The 17,029-nt window shown below is 56.4% G+C and carries 25 protein-coding genes and 1 pseudogene; 12 read left to right on the top strand and 14 right to left on the bottom strand.

Going from position 1 to position 17,029, the window contains the following annotated elements:
- Positions 1 to 31: 31 nt before the first annotated feature.
- From moeB (P0120_02400) to P0120_02360, 9 genes are all read right to left on the bottom strand, one after another.
- Complete coding sequence (gene moeB, locus P0120_02400; GenBank protein ID MDF0673182.1) at positions 32 to 835, bottom strand: molybdopterin-synthase adenylyltransferase MoeB; 804 nt, start codon at positions 833 to 835, stop codon at positions 32 to 34.
- Positions 836 to 870: 35 nt separating this feature from the next.
- Complete coding sequence (locus P0120_02395) at positions 871 to 1,110, bottom strand: NIL domain-containing protein (GenBank protein MDF0673181.1); 240 nt, start codon at positions 1,108 to 1,110, stop codon at positions 871 to 873.
- A 2-nt stretch (positions 1,111 to 1,112) separates the two neighbouring features.
- Positions 1,113 to 1,385, bottom strand: coding sequence for a MoaD/ThiS family protein (locus tag P0120_02390; GenBank protein ID MDF0673180.1), 273 nt, complete (start codon positions 1,383 to 1,385; stop codon positions 1,113 to 1,115).
- Complete coding sequence (gene thrC, locus P0120_02385) at positions 1,382 to 2,629, bottom strand: threonine synthase (protein ID MDF0673179.1); 1,248 nt, start codon at positions 2,627 to 2,629, stop codon at positions 1,382 to 1,384. Before thrC ends, P0120_02390 begins: the two co-directional genes overlap by 4 nt.
- A gap of 22 nt (positions 2,630 to 2,651) precedes the next feature.
- A complete protein-coding gene (gene moeB / locus P0120_02380; protein MDF0673178.1) occupies positions 2,652 to 3,470 on the bottom strand; it encodes a molybdopterin-synthase adenylyltransferase MoeB in 819 nt (272 codons plus the stop codon).
- Positions 3,471 to 3,559: 89 nt separating this feature from the next.
- Entirely contained in the window at positions 3,560 to 4,489 is a 930-nt protein-coding gene (gene cysK, locus P0120_02375) for a cysteine synthase A (protein ID MDF0673177.1), read from the bottom strand.
- Positions 4,486 to 4,686 (bottom strand): sulfur carrier protein ThiS, encoded by a 201-nt coding sequence (gene thiS / locus P0120_02370; protein MDF0673176.1) that lies wholly within the window; start codon positions 4,684 to 4,686, stop codon positions 4,486 to 4,488. Before thiS ends, cysK begins: the two co-directional genes overlap by 4 nt.
- 161 nt (positions 4,687 to 4,847) lie before the next feature.
- The gene (locus P0120_02365) at positions 4,848 to 5,207 is read right to left on the bottom strand and encodes a DUF5615 family PIN-like protein (protein ID MDF0673175.1); all 360 of its coding nucleotides are present in this window, start codon (positions 5,205 to 5,207) and stop codon (positions 4,848 to 4,850) included.
- A gap of 13 nt (positions 5,208 to 5,220) precedes the next feature.
- The gene (locus tag P0120_02360) at positions 5,221 to 5,457 is read right to left on the bottom strand and encodes a DUF433 domain-containing protein (GenBank protein MDF0673174.1); all 237 of its coding nucleotides are present in this window, start codon (positions 5,455 to 5,457) and stop codon (positions 5,221 to 5,223) included.
- 135 nt (positions 5,458 to 5,592) lie between these two features.
- On the opposite strand from P0120_02360, the gene P0120_02355 reads away from it, so the two are divergent.
- The 9 genes and pseudogenes from P0120_02355 (at position 5,593) to P0120_02315 (ending at position 12,784) form a co-directional block, all read left to right on the top strand.
- Positions 5,593 to 5,832 carry a hypothetical protein gene (locus P0120_02355; protein ID MDF0673173.1) on the top strand — a complete coding sequence of 80 codons (240 nt, stop codon included), beginning with the start codon at positions 5,593 to 5,595 and terminating at the stop codon, positions 5,830 to 5,832.
- Positions 5,816 to 7,204, top strand: a pseudogene (locus tag P0120_02350) (IS4 family transposase). The gene P0120_02355 and the pseudogene P0120_02350 overlap by 17 nt, the downstream one beginning before the upstream one ends.
- Positions 7,205 to 7,522: 318 nt before the next feature.
- Positions 7,523 to 7,738: a type II toxin-antitoxin system HicB family antitoxin gene (locus P0120_02345; GenBank protein ID MDF0673172.1), complete on the top strand. Its 216-nt coding sequence runs from the start codon at positions 7,523 to 7,525 to the stop codon at positions 7,736 to 7,738.
- Positions 7,739 to 8,251: 513 nt separating this feature from the next.
- Complete coding sequence (locus P0120_02340; protein MDF0673171.1) at positions 8,252 to 8,629, top strand: hypothetical protein; 378 nt, start codon at positions 8,252 to 8,254, stop codon at positions 8,627 to 8,629.
- Complete coding sequence (locus tag P0120_02335) at positions 8,626 to 9,192, top strand: phospholipase D-like domain-containing protein (protein ID MDF0673170.1); 567 nt, start codon at positions 8,626 to 8,628, stop codon at positions 9,190 to 9,192. Before P0120_02340 ends, P0120_02335 begins: the two co-directional genes overlap by 4 nt.
- Before the next feature lie 56 nt (positions 9,193 to 9,248).
- Complete coding sequence (locus P0120_02330) at positions 9,249 to 10,520, top strand: FAD-dependent monooxygenase (protein ID MDF0673169.1); 1,272 nt, start codon at positions 9,249 to 9,251, stop codon at positions 10,518 to 10,520.
- A 70-nt stretch (positions 10,521 to 10,590) separates the two neighbouring features.
- On the top strand, positions 10,591 to 11,280 hold the full coding sequence (locus tag P0120_02325; GenBank protein MDF0673168.1) for a hypothetical protein: 690 nt from the start codon (positions 10,591 to 10,593) through the stop codon (positions 11,278 to 11,280).
- Positions 11,277 to 12,029, top strand: coding sequence for a TPM domain-containing protein (locus P0120_02320; protein ID MDF0673167.1), 753 nt, complete (start codon positions 11,277 to 11,279; stop codon positions 12,027 to 12,029). Before P0120_02325 ends, P0120_02320 begins: the two co-directional genes overlap by 4 nt.
- Positions 12,026 to 12,784, top strand: coding sequence for a DsbA family protein (locus tag P0120_02315; protein ID MDF0673166.1), 759 nt, complete (start codon positions 12,026 to 12,028; stop codon positions 12,782 to 12,784). Before P0120_02320 ends, P0120_02315 begins: the two co-directional genes overlap by 4 nt.
- Positions 12,785 to 13,057: 273 nt before the next feature.
- Here P0120_02315 and P0120_02310 read toward each other — a convergent pair whose 3' ends face one another.
- The 3 genes from P0120_02310 to P0120_02300 all read right to left on the bottom strand — a co-directional run bounded on the left by P0120_02310 (position 13,058) and on the right by P0120_02300 (position 14,346).
- Positions 13,058 to 13,423 carry a hypothetical protein gene (locus tag P0120_02310; protein ID MDF0673165.1) on the bottom strand — a complete coding sequence of 122 codons (366 nt, stop codon included), beginning with the start codon at positions 13,421 to 13,423 and terminating at the stop codon, positions 13,058 to 13,060.
- A 173-nt stretch (positions 13,424 to 13,596) separates the two neighbouring features.
- Entirely contained in the window at positions 13,597 to 13,929 is a 333-nt protein-coding gene (locus P0120_02305; GenBank protein MDF0673164.1) for a transposase, read from the bottom strand.
- 174 nt (positions 13,930 to 14,103) lie between these two features.
- Positions 14,104 to 14,346 carry a hypothetical protein gene (locus P0120_02300; protein ID MDF0673163.1) on the bottom strand — a complete coding sequence of 81 codons (243 nt, stop codon included), beginning with the start codon at positions 14,344 to 14,346 and terminating at the stop codon, positions 14,104 to 14,106.
- 89 nt (positions 14,347 to 14,435) lie between these two features.
- Between P0120_02300 and P0120_02295 the strand changes: the two genes are divergently transcribed.
- From P0120_02295 to P0120_02285, 3 genes are read left to right on the top strand one after another with little or no spacing between them, the layout of a single operon-like run.
- Complete coding sequence (locus tag P0120_02295) at positions 14,436 to 14,678, top strand: DUF4160 domain-containing protein (GenBank protein MDF0673162.1); 243 nt, start codon at positions 14,436 to 14,438, stop codon at positions 14,676 to 14,678.
- Entirely contained in the window at positions 14,675 to 14,932 is a 258-nt protein-coding gene (locus P0120_02290; protein ID MDF0673161.1) for a DUF2442 domain-containing protein, read from the top strand. The genes P0120_02295 and P0120_02290 overlap by 4 nt, the downstream gene beginning before the upstream one ends.
- The gene (locus P0120_02285) at positions 14,850 to 15,188 is read left to right on the top strand and encodes a DsbA family protein (protein MDF0673160.1); all 339 of its coding nucleotides are present in this window, start codon (positions 14,850 to 14,852) and stop codon (positions 15,186 to 15,188) included. Before P0120_02290 ends, P0120_02285 begins: the two co-directional genes overlap by 83 nt.
- Positions 15,189 to 15,559: 371 nt before the next feature.
- Here the strand turns inward: P0120_02285 and P0120_02280 are convergent, their stop codons facing one another.
- Together P0120_02280 and P0120_02275 are read right to left on the bottom strand one after the other, a co-directional pair.
- Positions 15,560 to 16,045: a hypothetical protein gene (locus P0120_02280; protein MDF0673159.1), complete on the bottom strand. Its 486-nt coding sequence runs from the start codon at positions 16,043 to 16,045 to the stop codon at positions 15,560 to 15,562.
- A gap of 10 nt (positions 16,046 to 16,055) precedes the next feature.
- Positions 16,056 to 16,844 (bottom strand): hypothetical protein, encoded by a 789-nt coding sequence (locus P0120_02275; protein MDF0673158.1) that lies wholly within the window; start codon positions 16,842 to 16,844, stop codon positions 16,056 to 16,058.
- Between the last annotated feature and the right edge of the window lie 185 nt (positions 16,845 to 17,029).

The raw sequence follows: 17,029 nt of genomic DNA, 5'->3' as shown, positions 1-17,029 counted from the left end.
AACGAAGCTGGCGGTCGTTTTCAACATCCTGTTAAATTGTGCAAGTGACGGTATAGTCCAGACTCAGATCTTTGATCTTGGGATTTGGTCCGCACAGCGGACAGGCCGGATCTTTCGGGCGACCAACTTTTCTGAACTTCATCTCGAGCGCATCGTAGATCAGCAACTTATCGGCGATCGTCTCGCCGATGCCGAGAATTTCTTTGATCGCTTCCGACGCCTGGAGGATTCCCATTGTGCCGGCTAAGACGCCAAGCACACCGGCTTCCTGGCAATTAGGAACCAACCCGGCCGGTGGAGGCTCAGGATACAGACATCGGTAGCAAGGATAGCCTTGGTGTGGCTTGATCGTCGTCAGTTGCCCCTCGAACCGAAACATGCTGGCGGAGATCAATGTTTTCTTGGCAAAGAAACAGGCGTCGTTCACCAGAAATCTTGTCGTGAAGTTGTCTGATCCGTCCAGCACGATGTCATATTGCGAGACGAGGGGGAGGATATTTTCTGCATCGACCAACTGGTGATAGGGCTTGATCGTAATTTCAGGGTTAATGGCCGACAAGGTCTTCCGGCCGGACTCAACCTTTGGTTGCCCAAGCGTCGCGGTCGAGTGCATGATCTGCCGTTGCAAATTCGAGAGGTCAACGACATCCCCATCGACCAGGCCGATTGTCCCAATACCGGCGGCAGCGAGGTACAGCCCAGCCGGAGAGCCTAGTCCACCTGCGCCAATCAGCAGGACCTTGGCCTTGTTCAGTTTTAGCTGGCCTTTTCCTCCGACATCCTGAAGGATGATGTGCCGGCTGTACCGTTCGATTTGTTGTTCGGTCAGTTCCATGTGAAACCGTCGCTCGTCAAACGATAGGTGATTTGCTACTCGACCACGTTCAATTCAATCGGATCGACGACACAGCCTTTGGCTCGCAGCCCAGCGACGGCTCGTTCAATCTCCACCGTGTCACCGGAAAGCTCCACATCCGCCCAGCCTGTGGTGTCACGAACATCAGCTCGTCTGACATCTGTCACGACGTTATACTCGCGCCCGATCTGATAAATAATCGGCTCTCTTATCTTGTCTTCAGGAAAACGAATATGGAAACGCAGATGTGACATGGCTATCCTCCCGCGATTGCCGGGACGATGGAAACCTCATCGCCATCTTTGAGGGAGGTGTCTTTCCCTTTAAGAAAACGAATGTCTTCTTCGTTGACATAAATGTTCACGAAGCGACGGAGCTCTCCCGTTTCATCGCACAGACGATCTTTGATGCCGGGATGTGTGCTATTCAACACCTCGATCATCTCCGTTACGCTGCCGGCTTTGGTCTCGACCTCGCCCTGGCCTTTGGTCAGGGGGCGAAGTGGAGTCGGAATACGAACCTTAATCATGCGTCACCACCATTCTTTCCCATTTTAAACGTCTTTTCGAAGTCCACCAGGCTAGGCTGAATGCGTACTGGGCGACCGACGGAATCGATCACCGCTTCCTGTGTCTTCAATCCATTGCCGGTGACATAGGCCACCGTCACCTCATCTTTTTTGATCACGCCTTGCTTGACGAGCTTCTTGAGTACACCAATCGTGACACCTCCGGCTGTTTCCGCGAAGATGCCTTCGGTTTGGGCCAGCAGCTGAATGCCTTCCACGACTTCCTCATCCGTCACCATGTCCATGGACCCATGACTCTCGGCGGTGGCTTTGAGTGCATAGTAGCCATCGGCCGGATTCCCGATCGCAAGAGATTTAGCGATCGTCTGTGGTTTCACCGGCTTGAAGAAATCCCGTCCCGCCTTGAACGCGGTAGAAATTGGTGAGCAGCCTTCTGCTTGGGCGCCGTTAATCTTTGTGCGAACGTTGTCGATGAGGCCCAAGGCCTTCATCTCATGCAGACCTTTCCAAATCTTGGTCAGGAGTGAGCCGGAGGCCATTGGAATGACGACTTGATCCGGTGTTTTCCATCCCAGTTGTTCCACCGTCTCAAAGGCGAGGGTCTTGGAGCCTTCGGCATAGTAGGGACGAATGTTGATGTTCACGAATGCCCAGCCATGTTCCCCCGCGATCTCGCTGCAGAGGCGGTTGACGTCGTCATAGTTTCCTTCTATCTCGACGACGTGCGGCTTATAAATCAAATTACCGAGCACCTTCGCGGCCTCAAGGTCGCCGGGGATGAACACGTAACAGTGCAGATTGGCGGATGCGGCATGGGCAGCGACCGAGTTCGCCAGGTTGCCGGTCGACGCGCAGGCTACTGTTTCAAAGCCGAGCTCGCGCGCTCGTGTGAGGGCCACGGCCACGACACGGTCCTTAAACGACAGAGTCGGATGATTGACCGTGTCGTTCTTGATGTAAAGCTCATCGAGCCCAAGATACGCGCCAAGGTTCTTCGCCCGTACGAGCGGGGTGAACCCGGCATGCGGCCCCACGAAGTTCGTTCCTTCGACCGGCAGCAGGTCGAGGTAACGCCACATGCTGCGCGGGCCGTCTTCGATTTTCTTGCGGGAAATGGTCTTCTTGATCTCGTCGTAGTTGTACTTCACCTCAAGGGGACCGAAGCACATTTCGCAGACGTGGATCGCCTTCGTCGGGTATTCCTTGCCGCACTCGCGGCAGACCAGCGCTTTCATTTTGTTCATCGTCGCACCACCTTATCAAACCCTATGCTGATGGACGCATGGCGCATCCGGCATAGGGGTCCCCATCGTCGAACAGCTCGGTAATCGTCGGATGGTCCCCGCAGAGCGCACAATTCGGGTTCCGGCGGACCTTGATTTCTCGGAATTGAGTTTTGCGCGCATCGAAGTCGAGCAGACGGTCCGTCAGCGGCCGCCCGATCCCGAGGACAAGCTTTAATGCCTCCGTCGCCTGAATCGTTCCGACAATCCCCGCCAGGACCCCGATAACTCCGGCCTCCTGGCAAGAAGCAACGAAACCAGCCGGCGGAGGCGCCTTGAACACACAACGATAGCAAGCCGATTTCTTCGGGATGATGGTCGTGACACGTCCGTCGAATCGCAGAATGCCGCCATGGACCAGCGGTTTCCCCGCGAAGAAACAGGCGTCGTTGATCAGAAACTTCGCCGTGAAATTATCGACTCCGTCGATCACGACATCGTAATCGCCGAAGATCTTGAGCGCGTTTCCGGCCGTGAGCCGTTCTTCGTACATCGACACGGAGACGTCGGGGTTCAACGCCTGGATCTTTTCCTTGCCCGAAAGGACCTTGGGGCGACCCACGTCGGGAGTATGGTGAAGAATTTGACGTTGGAGGTTAGTCAGATCCACCACATCACTGTCGATCAACCCAATGGTGCCGACTCCTGCTGCAGACAAATATAGTGCGGCAGGGGAGCCGAGACCACCGGCACCGACGAGCAGGATCCTGGACTTGGCGATTTTCTTCTGCCCCTTGCCGCCGACCTCAGGCAACAGGATATGTCGGCTGTACCGGTTGATCTGTTCTTCAGTAAAATCCATGTCAGTCAGGGATGCTGAAAATGACCTCCAGCTCTATTCTCGGCCTCGCTGGCGACCATTTTGATCGTCCCTCCTAATACTGGTGATCATCAGATATTGAAATACTTCTCAATGCTGATGTAGCGCTCGCCTGTGTCGCACAGGATCGTGACGACATTCTTGCCGGGTCCCAGTTCATCGGCGATCCTTTGGGCAGCGAACACATTGGCGCCGGCGGAGATTCCCACCAGCAGGCCTTCCTTCTTCGAGAGCTGTTTCGCGGTCTGATAGGCCTCGTCGTCCGTCACGGTGATCACGCGGTCGAGAATTTTTTGATTGAGAACCTTGGGAATAAAGCCAGCACCGATCCCTTGAATCTTATGCGGTCCTGGATCGCCGCCGGACAAGACTGGTGAGGTCGCCGGTTCGACGGCGATCACCTTGATCTGCGGGTTCTTTTCCTTGAAGACTTCACCGCATCCCGTGATGGTCCCACCGGTTCCGACGGCGGCCACAAAGGCATCGATCTTCCCTTCGAGGGCATCCCAGATCTCCGGTCCCGTCGTCATCCGGTGCGTGGCGGGGTTAGCAGTATTCGAGAATTGATCCGGCATAAAATACGACGGATTTTGGGCCAAGATACTTTCCGCCTCCTTAATGGAGCCTTTCATGCCCTCCCAGGCTGGCGTCAACACGAGCTGTGCTCCATATGAGGACAGCAGGCTGGCCCGTTCCATACTCATGCTTTCCGGCATGACGAGGACCAGCTTGTATCCGCGCACTGCCGCGACCAAGGCCAGTCCGATACCCGTGTTACCGCTGGTCGGCTCGATGATGGTTCCTCCAGGCTTGAGCTTGCCCTGGCGTTCAGCCTCGTTGATCATATTGAGGCAGATCCGATCCTTGACGCTGCCGCCGGGGTTGAAAAACTCGACTTTCCCGTAAATGGTTGCCGAGCCTGGTTTTGAAAGCCGGTTCAACCGAACAAGCGGAGTCTTGCCGATCAGCTCGGTGATATCGTTGTGCCGCGCCGTACTCACCGCCCCCCTCCCATATAGAAGAGGAACTCCACATGGTCTCCTTCATTGAGATGGGTCGTGGCAAGATGGTCCCGATCCAGCACCTTGTCGTTGACCTCGACGGCGACCATCTGCGGCTCGATGGCTTTTGTCTTCAGCAAATCGAGGACGGTTCCGCTCTGGATCTCCTCAGGCTTTCCATTGATCTTGACCTGCACAGCTTCTCCCAAGTTGGCTTAGAGATTAAAGAATTTTGAAACTAGCAAAGGCATGCTCTGCTTGTCAAGGCGATCGTGTGGGCTGTTAGAGTCATGGGCTGAAGATTGGATTCATTCCGCCCGGCATGCAGGGGCGGATCCTGTCACAGAGGATCGGACGTCTACTGAGTGCTTGGCGTAATGGAAAGTCGACGTAGTCGGTACCGGGTTTCTTCTACGGTGACAATCGCACCGGTGGTCAAGGCCTCACGGCATTCAGTGAGCACCTGCAGCAAGCGAGGGATGACAGAAGCAGGCGTTTGGTTTTGGAGTCGGAGAAGGATCACACTGGGCAACGCATAGGCGCCCAGCGCCAGAAGGTCGGCAAAGTCGAGATCGGACGTAATGACCAGACGCTCTTCGCGTCGGGCCTTCTCGAGAATGAGCGGGTCAGATAAACGCTGAAGGCCCTCTTCACTCAAATGTCGAACATCGTGACCATGCTGGCGGAGGGCATGTGCCGTGCTCAATGCAGGGCCCATATCAGCCAAACCCTTACAAGGGAGTTTCCGTGAGCGGATGCAGTTCCTCGTTGGTTAGGGCTGCGGCGTATTGCAGGGCTTGACGGATATCATCCGCCTCAAGGAGGGGGTATTCTTTCAAAATCTCTTCGGCGGACATGCCGTTGGCCACAAGATTTACGAGTAACGAGACGCTCACTCGCATTCCGCGAATACAGGCTCGTCCGCCGAGTATCTGAGGGTCGAAGGTGATCCGGTCGTATGCGGTCATGAGGCACTCCTTGTCAGGAAGTGTAGCCGACGCAAGAAAGGAAATCCAGCTGCGGATTTTGTGACGCCCACGCGTTGACCGAGCAAGGCCCGGCAGGGGGCGCTGTATGGGTTACGCTGGTGGGCCGGAGAGGGGTTGACCACGATTGCGCGGCGGATGGGGGTGAGCTACAGCGCGGTGAGCCGGCTGGTCACGACAGTGGCGCAACGGCTCAGCCCGTGGGGAAAACAACGGGGCTGCCCCGAATGGCACTTACTTAAAGGCTACGTGGCTGATGTGACGTACAAAAAGGCTGCGTTCAGTGATACGGTGGGGTTGCCAAACCATCATCGATCTATCACCCGAAGAGCGAGCCTCAATGCGTCCGAAGCATAGCCTGTGCACCCAGCAACAACGACGGATTCGCCATCATGTCCACAACAGCGATGCATATACGTTCTTCAACCTGCTGACACGCCCAGAGTTGTTAGACGAGGTCGAGTCACTGGTACCGCCGCATCGGAAACGGTTGTTCCCCCCAACCGAGACGCTGTCGATGTTTCTCGCACAGGCACTCAGTGCGGATCGCTCGTGCCAGAAGGTGGTGAACGACACAGCTGTCAAACGCTTGGCCAGAGGTCTGCCGCTGTGCCGTACGCATACTGGGGCGTATGGTCGTGCGCGACAACGCGTACCGATGGAGATGCTCGCTACCTTGGTGCGACACACGGGGCGACAGGCCACCGCGCAGGCTCCTGAGCCATGGCGTTGGCGGGGTCGTCCGGGACGGCTGGTGGACGGCACGACCGTGGTGATGCCGGACACGCCAGCCAATCAGACCGCCTATCCACAACCGCGTAGTCAGAAGCCCGGCTTGGGGGTTCCCTTGTGCCGCATGGTGGGCATTCTGTGTTTCGGGAGTGGGGCGATGCTCAATGCGGCTATCGGCCGATATCAGGGGAAGGGCGGCGATGAACAGACCCTCCTCCGTTCGATACTCGATACGTTGGAGCGTGGGGACCTGCTCGTGGGCGATGCATTTTACGCCACGTATGTTCTACTGTGCACTTTGCGCGAGCTGGGCATTGATGCGGTATTTGAGCAATAGGGGGCCCGCCAGCGCCGGACCGACTTTCGGTGCGGTCAGCGGTTGGGCCCACGCGACCATCTGATCGTGCTACACAAGCCGACCAAGAAACCTGACTGGATGACTCAGGCTGACGACGATCAGGCGCCCGCTACTCTGATGGCACGGGAACTGCGCACCGGCGGCAAGACGCTGGTGACGACGCGGCTTTGCCCCAAGGACACGCACAAGTCTGCCTTGAAGGCCTTGTTTCGAAGCCGATGGCATGTCGAACTGGATCTGCGCAACATCAAAAGCACCTTGGGCATGGAGAAGTTAAGCTGTCAGACCCCGACTATGGCTCTCAAGGAGATGTGGGTCTCTCTATTGGCATACCATCTCATTCGGCTGATGATGGCTGAGGCGGCGCGGCGCACCGACTGGCTGCCGCGCCAGCTCAGTTTCAAACACACCCTGCAACTCTGGAGCGCCTGGGATCATCATGGCTATGACATCGACTGCGATGAGACGTGGTATGGCCTGGTGGTCTTGATCGCTCAACAGCGAGTAGGCGACCGGCCCGGCCGCATCGAACCCAGGGCCATCACGCAACGGCCAAAACCCTCCCCACTGCTCATCAAGCCCCGTGCGATCGCCAGAAAGGACGCCCGAAAATATGGCCACCCCAAGAAGCTTAAGTAAGTGCCATTCCACTCTGACCCCTATTCCTGCTATTCCTGCTAGACTGAGCATGTCATGGCATTTTCAGTTTACGTAGAAACGTTCGTGATTAGCTACTCATGTGGCCAGACCGAGCCGGGATATTGTTACTGCGGCTCGGCAAACCATCACTCAGGAGTGGGGGAATGAGGCGAGAGGGCGCTATGAGATCTACATTTCCGTTCTGGTAGTGGAGGAAGCCAAGCTCCTCGCCGGCTCCTCAACTTGAGCGTTAGGCAGATCTTGGAGACGGTTGGGATCCGACTGAAAGCTACCGTCGAGGAAAATGAAGAGGTGACGATGAAGAACGAATTCACGGCGATCATCGAACGCGAAGGAGAATGGTACATCGCCTACTGCCCAGAAATCCCAGGGGCAAATGGACAGGGCCGGACCAAGGCGGAAGTCCGGAAAAGCCTAGCGGAGGCCATTTCCCTGATCCTTGAGGATAGGCGCAAAGATGGCCTGCGCGGTGCGCCACGGGACGCGGTGCGTGAGAAGGTCACGGTCAGGTGAAACGGGGTGATCTGCTTCGCCATCTCAGGCGATACGGCTGCCAGCTCAAGCGGGAAGGGCGAGCGCATTCGCTATGGATAAACCCAGCGACTGGCGCAGTTGAGGCTGTGCCGCGGCACACCGAGATTCCCAACAAGCTGACTCAGAAAATCTGTCGGGGTTTGTCTATACCTGAGATCGGCGGTGAGCAGTAGCCTGCCTAACACTCGGCTGAACCTGGCGGTAGGAACTGTTCGAAACGTACGCCACAGGTTAGCTGACCGTCAGCAATCCTCCTCTGTTCACAGAGCCCGACGCATGGAGTGGAGGAAGTATTGAGCTTTTGGTGCCGCTTGGGCAGTCGACGCAAGAGGAGCAGCTCCACGCGTTTGCCGGTCCGCAGGGCGATGAGTTCATGATCGAAGAGCGGCTGATCGATTCAGGAGAGCCAGTTGGCCGGAGTCTCGACGGGAGTCGGGACGCAAGAAAAGTAGCCTTGACTTTGATCCGGCCCGCCGCCACTATGCCGCCTGCATGTGGAAAAAGAACTTTCTCTTTCGCGCTGCTGAATCGTCACCGTTGACTGAGTCCGAGAACGAGCTGTTCCATGATACGGAACCGGCGCTGGATAGTGCAGGTCTAGTCCTGGACAAGTTTCTCTCAGTTTGGGTGCAAGGCGAAGGAACGGAAGAAAAGCCGTCGACTTTTACGAACCTCTATGTCCGAACGGCAATGCTGGACGTGGGGAAGCACGTGAGTCTGCTCCAGCCGCTTCAAGGTCGCTCACATCAGATTAAGCAACTGCTCACAAAGGAGCAGAAACAGTTTCTCCGACAATGGCTTCAGGTGCATGCCCCACAGGCCTGGGAATCGTCTGAGGACCACTTTCGCGACCTCTTCGAACTGGAATGATCCGGCCTTCACCGTTTCAATTATCCACGCAGCGCGACCGACGGATCGTCACCTGGCTACTTGCCGCAGTTCTGCTTGGGCGAAGCTTGGAGGTCTCAGCTGCATCGGTAGAAGTCTGGTATGGCCCGGAGGATAGACCGCTCGAACATCTCGTACGGATGTATGATCGTGCCCAACGATACATTTTTGTGGCCGTATATGGCTTAACGTCGCCGCTCACGGTGAAAGCGCTGGTCGAGGCGAAACGGCGTGGTGTGGATGTTCGCATCGTGACGGATCGCGAACGCCTTGAGGATGTGAAGCAGCAGACGGCCCTGTCGACGTTGCGCGAAGCCGGGATTCCGATCAAGATCAACCGGCATGATGCTCTAATGCATTTGAAACAGGCGGTGATCGACGACGAGATCAATACCAACGGGTCCATGAATCAGACGACCAGTGGAAACCGTTACAATGATGAGCGGCTGGATATCATCAGGGACCATGCGATTGCCGCCAAAGCGCGTGAAAAATTTCTTTCGCTCTGGAACGATCACGAGCGATTCCAGGAGTGGAAAAGGTAGGAATGTTGAGGGTAAGGTGGCAACGCACCGCCATGGCTGAGGCAGCCTGAGGAACAATGGTCGAAGAAACCGACATTGCGGTCGTTGGAGCCGGTGGAGGAGGGGCTGTGCTGGCACTTGCACTGGCTCAGAAGGGGATCAAAACAATCCTCTTCGAGCAGGCACCAGGACCACCACAGGGATTGCGCGGCGAGATCTTGCAACCGAACGGGCAACAGGTCCTCGATCGCCTGGGTCTCCTGGGTCGATTGCCGATTGAATCCACGCGGACGGTGCACAAGTTTCATTTTTGCCGTGTCGGTGGCGAGCGGCTGTGCACGGTTGACTATAGCGAACTGCCTCCACCCTACAATCGAGCCGTGGTCACACTGCCGAATGTGGCGCACCATGCCATTCTGAGCGCGATCGAGCGCGAATCCTCGGTCTCATTGCGGTATCGATCGACCTTCACGGGTTTGCTTCGTGAGAATGGGCGAGTCATTGGGTTGACCGCGAAGCAAGGTGAAGACAGCGTGACCGTGAAGGCGAAGGTGGTTGTTGGGGCCGATGGAGCATTTTCAAAAGTTCGAGAGGCATTGCAGATCCCGGCCGATCTTCATCTCTACCCGCAGGGCTATTTGATTGCCATGTTGGAGGCGGCGCTTCCCATGGACGAAGCGAAGTATTTTGTCGGTCAGCGAACGATCCTCGGGATGTTTCCCGCTGCCGGAAACAAAGTCTATGTTTTTTACATGATCAAGGCCGGTTCATATGACCGTGTGAAGGAGAGAGGCATCGCAGCGCTACAAGAATCTTGGATCGCGATCGATCCGACCGATGCGGCCATCTTCCGTACATTGACCGATTGGAAGCAAACCGCCTTCATGCCGACCGGGCGTGTTCGCACCCCAATGTGGGTAGCTGACGGGGCGGTGCTGATCGGGGATGCGGCGCATGCGATGAATCCTCATGCGTCGCAGGGCCGCATGCAGGCGATGGTGGATGCGATGACGTTGGCCGATCTCTTACCTGAATGTCTGGCGACGAACGACTTCTCCGCTGCAAAGCTCAAGAGATACGAAGATTCGCGCCGGCCTCACGTCACAATGCTGCAAAAGTTGGCTGATGAGCAGGTGCTGTTCTGGAACACGGCGAATCCGATCATCGCCTTCCTCCGCGACCGCGTCTTCCGTACGTTGGACGGCAATGCACGGCTCCGGTATCGTGTCTTAACGACGACAGCCGGACTCCGCGAGGAGCCTCCGTTTGGCTTGATGGATCGACTGATGGCGGCCGGATTGTTACCGGATTCTTCAGCCAGCGATCAGGCAGTGAGAGGCATTCAGTAACCCCATGCAGTCGGTAGACTGGACGATAGATGGATTACCTGAGGAGACACAAAAAATATTAAAGTCGTACGTGAAGGATATCACAAAAGTCTATGGAAATGAGCTGGAGGGAGTCATTCTGTATGGCAGTGCTGTGCGGGGAGAATTTTTGCCGGGCCGCTCCAATCTCAATCTGCTGTTGGTGATGTCTTCCTATGACCTTGCGGCACTGAAACAGTACGACAGCATTCACAACCGCTGGAGTAAGGAGCAGGTGGTGGTACCCCTGTTCCTGACGACGGCCGATCTCCAATCCGCTTCGTTCGCCTTTCCTCTGGAATACCAAGACATCCTCGAATGTCACCGGCTGCTGTGGGGGCAAGATCCCTTCGTCGGCCTCAAGATCGATGCCCGGTACTTGGCTGCAGAAGTTCTACAAACGTTGCGAGGGAATCTGCTCCGGCTTCGCCAGCGACTCGTGGAAGGACGAAGTACAGAAGAGGCCATGACCATCCTCTTGTCGCTCTCCATCACCGCGCTTCTGCCGGCGCTTCGCGGTCTGCAACGATTGTTGGATCGCCCCGTGCTGGCTCATGGGGACCAACTTCTGAACGATCTCGAATCTCATCTGGAGATCGACCTTGCCGGGCCTCGCGATGCGCTTTTGCTCAAACGTGGGCGCATCTCTCCGGGGCAGAAGGAGATCCCAAGACTCATGGACCGATATCTTGAAAGCCTGACGAAGCTCGTGACTGCCGCCGAACTGCGGATCACCCGATGATGACTCGAGGAGAGAGGCCCACCATCGGAATTGCCTTCTTCAGCCTGATACTCATACTGTGGACTGCCGACACACAAGCAGCGCTCTATGAGAGGCCCAAAGAACGTATACCGCTTCCCAGTCCGATTGGGTATGTCAGCGATCATGCACAAGTGGTGGAGCAGCAGTGGAAGGACCGTATCCGTTCCGTCTGCATCGACCTGGAGAAGAAAAGTGGCGTAGAGATGGTGATTGTGACGGTACCCAGCATCAAGCCATATCCGTCGGCCAAGCACTATGCAGACGCGTTGTATGAAAAATGGCAAATCGGTTCGACGCAACAGGAACATGGGTTGATGGTCCTCGTAGCAGTGCAGGAACGGCAGGCGGCGATGGCTTTGGGGCGCAAAATGTTTCCGGTCATCACACCGACCGTCAGGAGCGAGGTCAGTCGCGACTATCTTCAGCCTGCGATCGAACGAGGGCATTTCGGGGAAGGGTTGTATCGAACGGCGGTCGCCTTGGCGACACCGGCGCAAGAGGTGAGGCTTGATACCCCCTCACGGCCTCGAATCAAGGGACTCGGAATTTGGATTACACTTGGCACGACCATCGCCGTCGTGTTGTTTTTTTGGTGGATCAGCCGTCCCGATCTGCGACACCCCTATCGACGCATCCAGAAAGGTGAATACTGGGGAACCGGCCAAGGCGGGTTCGGCGGCAACTGGGGCGGCTTCGGCGGCGGAACAAGCGGGGAGGGGTATCGATGAAGATAGAAAACACGCCGGCGCCAGTTGTCCTCGCTACGCTCGTTGTCTTTCTGTCTGGTTGCTCAACCACGGCCAACGAGACCAAGAGCGCGGCGGCCCCCTCTCAAGATCTTACCGATACAGTGATCGAGCGCTACATCCGTGCCCATCCGGAAGTGATCGAACAATCACTGCAGGGATTGCTGGCCAAACGTGAAGCGGAACTGAAGGAGCATCACAAAGCTGCCCTTGCGACGAAGCAAAATGAACTGCTGCACGATCCGGCATCACCGGTCAGCGGCAATCCGAATGGCGAGATCACCTTGGTGGAGTTCTATGACTACCGCTGCGGGTTCTGCAAGAAGGCGGCTTCGGCGGTCACGGAACTCCAGAAAGTTGATTCCCGGGTGCGAGTGGTCTACAAGGACTTTCCCATTCTGGGCGAACCGTCGGAGCTTGCGGCCAAGGCAGCGCTCGCGTCTCAATCTCAAGGCAAGCACCAAGCCTTCCATGAGGCGCTGCTCGCCTCCCGCGCCGATATGAGTAAGGAATCAATCTTGAAGATCGCCGTCGCCGTCGGCCTCGACGCGAAACGCCTGGAAGCTGACATGGCCAATCCGAAGTGGCAGACCGTCATTGACAAGAATCGAGCACTGGCCCGCGAACTCGGCATCACTGGGACACCAGGCTTCATCGTGGGAAAAGAACTGGTTCCTGGGGCGTTGGATTTGAATGGACTGAAGGAGTTAATTGCCAGGGCCGGACAGGGAAAATGACAAATACCGGCCGGCTGAAATCGACACACAGCTCAGAGTGCACTATGCGACGGTGAGTGCAGAAAATGAAAGCGAGCGCCGGATACGCAAAAATCGTTGCATGGTCCGAAGTAGATCAATGTTACGTAGGGAGCGCCCCTGGCTTGGTGCCTGGTGGATGCCATGGCAAGGACAAGAAGACGGTGTTCGACGAGTTATGTCAGATCGTCGAAGAAGCAATCGCTCTCTAGGTGTGATCTCTCCAACGCTTCAGCCAACAGGCCTCCCTCACGTTTATCTTCCGAGAGAAGAACCATCGGGAGTGCTGGGTCCTGAAATGCCGGTATCCATGTTGCTCAGATCCTTCACCTGCGGATCTCCTCCATCTCCAATGCTTGGCAATACGCTGGGGCTTCCTGTATAGCCATTGGCACTGTCCAGCGACTGATCTGGATAACGACCGAGAGGCGTGCTCTGATCCTGCGTCTTCCGGTTGATAGTGTCTTGTAGTCTGTCTTCTCCACTCGGCGCAGGTGATGAAAAACGAGGAACGGATGTCAATCCCTGCTCCTGGAACTGGGCTTCGCTTGAAGCCGTGAACGGCGCGACTAAGCAGACACCCATCAACAGCAAACAAGGACATAGATATTTAAATTTCATCGGATAACTCCTTGCGATTCACTCGAACCGCATTAGAATTTAATTAAAGTGCATCCCTATTCTGTACCTTCCTCGACCTCAAGCTGACTGACGACATCTTTCACCCCCGCTTAGTAAGTATGAACCATGGTGCTCCGGACGGCGAGGTCCTGTCAATAGGTGTGTTAATGGAATCAGGCGGCAACCTCCTGTTGGATGACCTCGGGTATCTGCTTCTTTCCGTCGAGAAATGGGGCCCCGGCATAGACCAGGGGCAATAACTCTGGTGCGTTCAGGCGTCGAAAGGTCTGCTCGGCGACCTGCAGCAGTTTCCAGATCAGGGCCGTGGCGGACTCCACACGTTTGAACCGCTTGCCCGCCGTGGTCCGGAGTCGGACCGCCGCGAACGGCGACTCCACCCCATTGGTGGTGCGCAGATGGCGCCAGTGCTCCTTCGGGAACTGATAAAAGGTGACGAGCCGCTCCCAATCGTGGTGTAACCGGTCGACGGCCTTCGGCGCCAACATCCGCTAACGATGACTGAACTGGTCCAGAGCCGTTCGCACTCGACCTGGGGCTCGGCATACGGCATGGTCTTCACCCAGGTGCGTGCGTCTGTCTGATGTGTTGTGGGGATGGCATCCAGCACATTGACGATCCGATGGTTCCAGCACCGCTGTTCGGCGGCAGTGGGCTGCTGCTCAGCCAGCGCGGCCCAGATCCCCAGATGACCATCGGCGCTGGTGCAGCGCCCGGGCCTGAGCCCCCGTGTCCGCAGATCCCGCAACACGGCGCACCGACTTCGCTCGGCCCAGCCGCAGCGTGACCTCTTCCACTAACAGCCGCTGGACAAACTGCTGAATGTGGTCACGCACAAATATCTCCAGGTGGTCCCACCACTCACGGCTTGACCAGGCCTCAACTGCTGTGATCTGCTTCTGCATGGCGGTGTCTCCTTTCATGGCCGGGATTCCCCCGGCGGGGTTTGGTCACCCGAAAGGTTGCCACCGCCCTCTTCCTATTTCCACATCTGTTGTTTATACCTCTCTTTCGAGACATTGAGAAACATCATGTGCCACACATACATGCCGATTACCAAGGGAAGGTGGCAGTCTATTCGATTCCTGACGGAACACTTTTGGTCGGCGATCTGCCTCCGAATAAGCACAAGCTGGTCGTCGCATGGATCGAGATTCATCAAGAAGATTTACTTGCTGACTGGGACTTGGCTGTCAATGGTAAGAAACTCTTTCCGATCAAAGGATTTGACCAATGAGAATTACGGAACTGCAGGCAAAACCAAACTGGGTACTCTCCATTGTGGCAGATGACGGTCACGTTGGCCGGTTTGATGTGATCCCTTATCTTCGGTATGAGGCGTTCGAGGCGCTTAGAGACCAGAACGAATTTGTCAAGGTGGCTAATGGCGGGTACTTTGTCGAATGGGATGGTGGTGCTGATTTGTCAGCGGACACGATTGAGCCACGGTGGCAGGTTGTTGGGAACGTGGCCCAACAGAGAACTGCCTAACAACTCCCCAGCGGGCTCCATTAATATTCCTTCGCTAAGCTTCAACGATATCACTGTCGGCCTCGATGCCAAACGCATGGAAACCGATATGGCCGATCCCAAGTGGCAGACCGTCATTGACAAGAATCGGGCCCTCGCCCGCGAGCTTGGTATCTCTGGCACGCCCGGCTTCATCGTGGGCAACGAACTGGTGCCTGGGGCGTTGGATTTGAATGTACTCAAGGAGTTAATTGCGCGGGCGGGACAGGGAAAATGACGGGTCGTTGGACAGTGCCGATTGCGGCGCAGTTGGCCTGAGAGCTCAGTACGGCCCCCGACACTGATCACGCCTTCGCTCGCGCCCTGCGTGCCTTCGTTCCCACCGTCAGACCGTCGCCCCAGAGTACCGGGGTCTCCCCCTAACTCACCTCTCCTGGGAACTCCTGGTTAAATACAGCCACAGATCGTCCATGAGCAGAGATTTGGCGGGGTCGGAAGCACGAAAGCAAAAAGAATAGGATGGGAAACAGCGTTGCAAAGACGATGATGTGCTCCATCAGCCTCATGAAGCCGGAGGGTTCCGGATGAGCGACGAGAGTGGTTCGGAACCATGCATTGTGACGAGGAACCTCGCGACAGGTGACGCTGTCACTGAAGCCTGCGCTCGATCAAGCGAGCCTCTGCCTCCAAATGTTTGCTCTCCAACTGGTGTCGCTGTTGACGAAGGTTCTCCATTGCCTTCACATACCGGCTGCGGTGCTGTTGCCACTGAGCGAGGACCTGAGTCTTCTCCTCCCGGTTCATCTGGACCTGTTGAAGGGTATCGCGCGTCAAGACAAGATGGTTGCGCTGCAGTATCCATTGCTGCTGCTGAAGTTGCCAGCCGGACAGGTCCAATGCCCGCAGTTCCTGCAAGGCTGGATCGGTCCCTGCCGGCGACTGCTGAACATCGTTCATGCGCTTCGACACCATATTGATGTTGACGTTCAATTGCGTGATGCCATTGCTCAAGAGGTCGAGGACCGGATCATCGGGAGGGGCAAGCTCACCCTGTATCTGACCGGTGTCGGCACAAGCAGCGACACTGATGGCAAGCACACTTCCGGCAAGTACTCTTAGACCACGTCTGTTCATTTATCCTCCCTTACGAACGACCCATCGCATCCGTCTGCCGGCCAACATGATGTCCTAACGATTCATGTCGAACGTCCAGCTGGTTGCTGCTCCTCACTGTCTCTTCTTCCTCAATGGAGGAGAGGGCCTGTGACCCCGGTTCGTTGGATGTGATGCCGCTCTGCGGGCCGGATCCATCGGTATATCGGATTGCCGTTCCCGTGAGGATTCGCACGGTTTCATGATACTCATACGGAACTGCCATGCTGCCGAATGGAACCCCACCCCAAGGACCCCAGCCTCCGTAAAGACCGCCATACATGCCATATCCCCAGGGGCCTCCGTAGTATGGGCTATTGTAGCCCCACGGGCCATAGATGGGTTGATAGGTCTCCCTGCGTATCGTCCGAGTTTGTGGTTGTGTAAACACCACGGCATCGGCGCCGAGGGTAGCGGCTCGATTCAGGATCTTGTGTTGCATGCTCCCGAAACTGAGCCAGGTGTCGTCGATCCGTAACTCCGCGAGGTCGCGATGCGGCCTCGTCGGGGTCTGTCTCAATACGGCGACCTCCTCCGCAGATCCCTTGGGGGGAAAGGTGTCGTTGGTGAGCAGGATGGTATCCACGCTTGCGCATGCAGAGAAGCATAGACAGAGACCGATGATGACAGGACCGGTGGCGATGTATCGTTCCATGCGAAACTTCGCGTCAGCCTTCAGCTGTCCACCTTCAACGACGACACGGTTGGTTGCGGCAACGCGGCGCAGCTCGCCGGTTCCCCTCCGTCCGATAGAATATAAAGCAACATCCTGCTCCCTCATCCGATCACTCACCATCGGCCTAGATAACGTAATTGGATCGTGTGAAAGCTTCTCTCATTTGAACAAACAAATGCAATCCCGATCCGAAGAGAGGAGGCAAAAGGCCGTGCCTCTTCCTACCGAGACTCTGTTCCAAGGAAGGCATCAACACCTGTAGGTCTCGCCGTCCAGTGCGCATGGGAATT

Source organism: Nitrospira sp. (assembly GCA_029194675.1).
Taxonomy (GTDB): Bacteria; Nitrospirota; Nitrospiria; order Nitrospirales; family Nitrospiraceae; genus Nitrospira_D.
This window is presented reverse-complemented; position numbering and strand designations above follow the sequence as displayed.

Bases quoted from the DNA above. Each gene is read 5' to 3' on its own strand.
- P0120_02330 (MDF0673169.1), top strand. From the start codon at position 9,249: ATGGTCGAAGAAACCGACATTGCGGTCGTTGGAGCCGGTGGAGGAGGG.
- P0120_02335 (MDF0673170.1), top strand. From the start codon at position 8,626: ATGATCCGGCCTTCACCGTTTCAATTATCCACGCAGCGCGACCGACGG.
- P0120_02395 (MDF0673181.1), bottom strand. From the start codon at position 1,110: ATGTCACATCTGCGTTTCCATATTCGTTTTCCTGAAGACAAGATAAGA.
- P0120_02345 (MDF0673172.1), top strand. From the start codon at position 7,523: ATGAAGAACGAATTCACGGCGATCATCGAACGCGAAGGAGAATGGTAC.
- moeB (MDF0673182.1), bottom strand. From the start codon at position 835: ATGGAACTGACCGAACAACAAATCGAACGGTACAGCCGGCACATCATC.
- P0120_02340 (MDF0673171.1), top strand. From the start codon at position 8,252: ATGTGGAAAAAGAACTTTCTCTTTCGCGCTGCTGAATCGTCACCGTTG.
- P0120_02310 (MDF0673165.1), bottom strand. From the start codon at position 13,423: ATGAAATTTAAATATCTATGTCCTTGTTTGCTGTTGATGGGTGTCTGC.
- P0120_02300 (MDF0673163.1), bottom strand. From the start codon at position 14,346: ATGCAGAAGCAGATCACAGCAGTTGAGGCCTGGTCAAGCCGTGAGTGG.
- P0120_02360 (MDF0673174.1), bottom strand. From the start codon at position 5,457: ATGACCGCATACGACCGGATCACCTTCGACCCTCAGATACTCGGCGGA.
- P0120_02390 (MDF0673180.1), bottom strand. From the start codon at position 1,385: ATGATTAAGGTTCGTATTCCGACTCCACTTCGCCCCCTGACCAAAGGC.
- P0120_02365 (MDF0673175.1), bottom strand. From the start codon at position 5,207: ATGGGCCCTGCATTGAGCACGGCACATGCCCTCCGCCAGCATGGTCAC.
- P0120_02280 (MDF0673159.1), bottom strand. From the start codon at position 16,045: ATGAACAGACGTGGTCTAAGAGTACTTGCCGGAAGTGTGCTTGCCATC.
- P0120_02315 (MDF0673166.1), top strand. From the start codon at position 12,026: ATGAAGATAGAAAACACGCCGGCGCCAGTTGTCCTCGCTACGCTCGTT.
- P0120_02275 (MDF0673158.1), bottom strand. From the start codon at position 16,844: ATGAGGGAGCAGGATGTTGCTTTATATTCTATCGGACGGAGGGGAACC.
- P0120_02285 (MDF0673160.1), top strand. From the start codon at position 14,850: ATGGTGGTGCTGATTTGTCAGCGGACACGATTGAGCCACGGTGGCAGG.
- thrC (MDF0673179.1), bottom strand. From the start codon at position 2,629: ATGAACAAAATGAAAGCGCTGGTCTGCCGCGAGTGCGGCAAGGAATAC.
- P0120_02290 (MDF0673161.1), top strand. From the start codon at position 14,675: ATGAGAATTACGGAACTGCAGGCAAAACCAAACTGGGTACTCTCCATT.
- P0120_02320 (MDF0673167.1), top strand. From the start codon at position 11,277: ATGATGACTCGAGGAGAGAGGCCCACCATCGGAATTGCCTTCTTCAGC.
- moeB (MDF0673178.1), bottom strand. From the start codon at position 3,470: ATGGATTTTACTGAAGAACAGATCAACCGGTACAGCCGACATATCCTG.
- P0120_02305 (MDF0673164.1), bottom strand. From the start codon at position 13,929: ATGTTGGCGCCGAAGGCCGTCGACCGGTTACACCACGATTGGGAGCGG.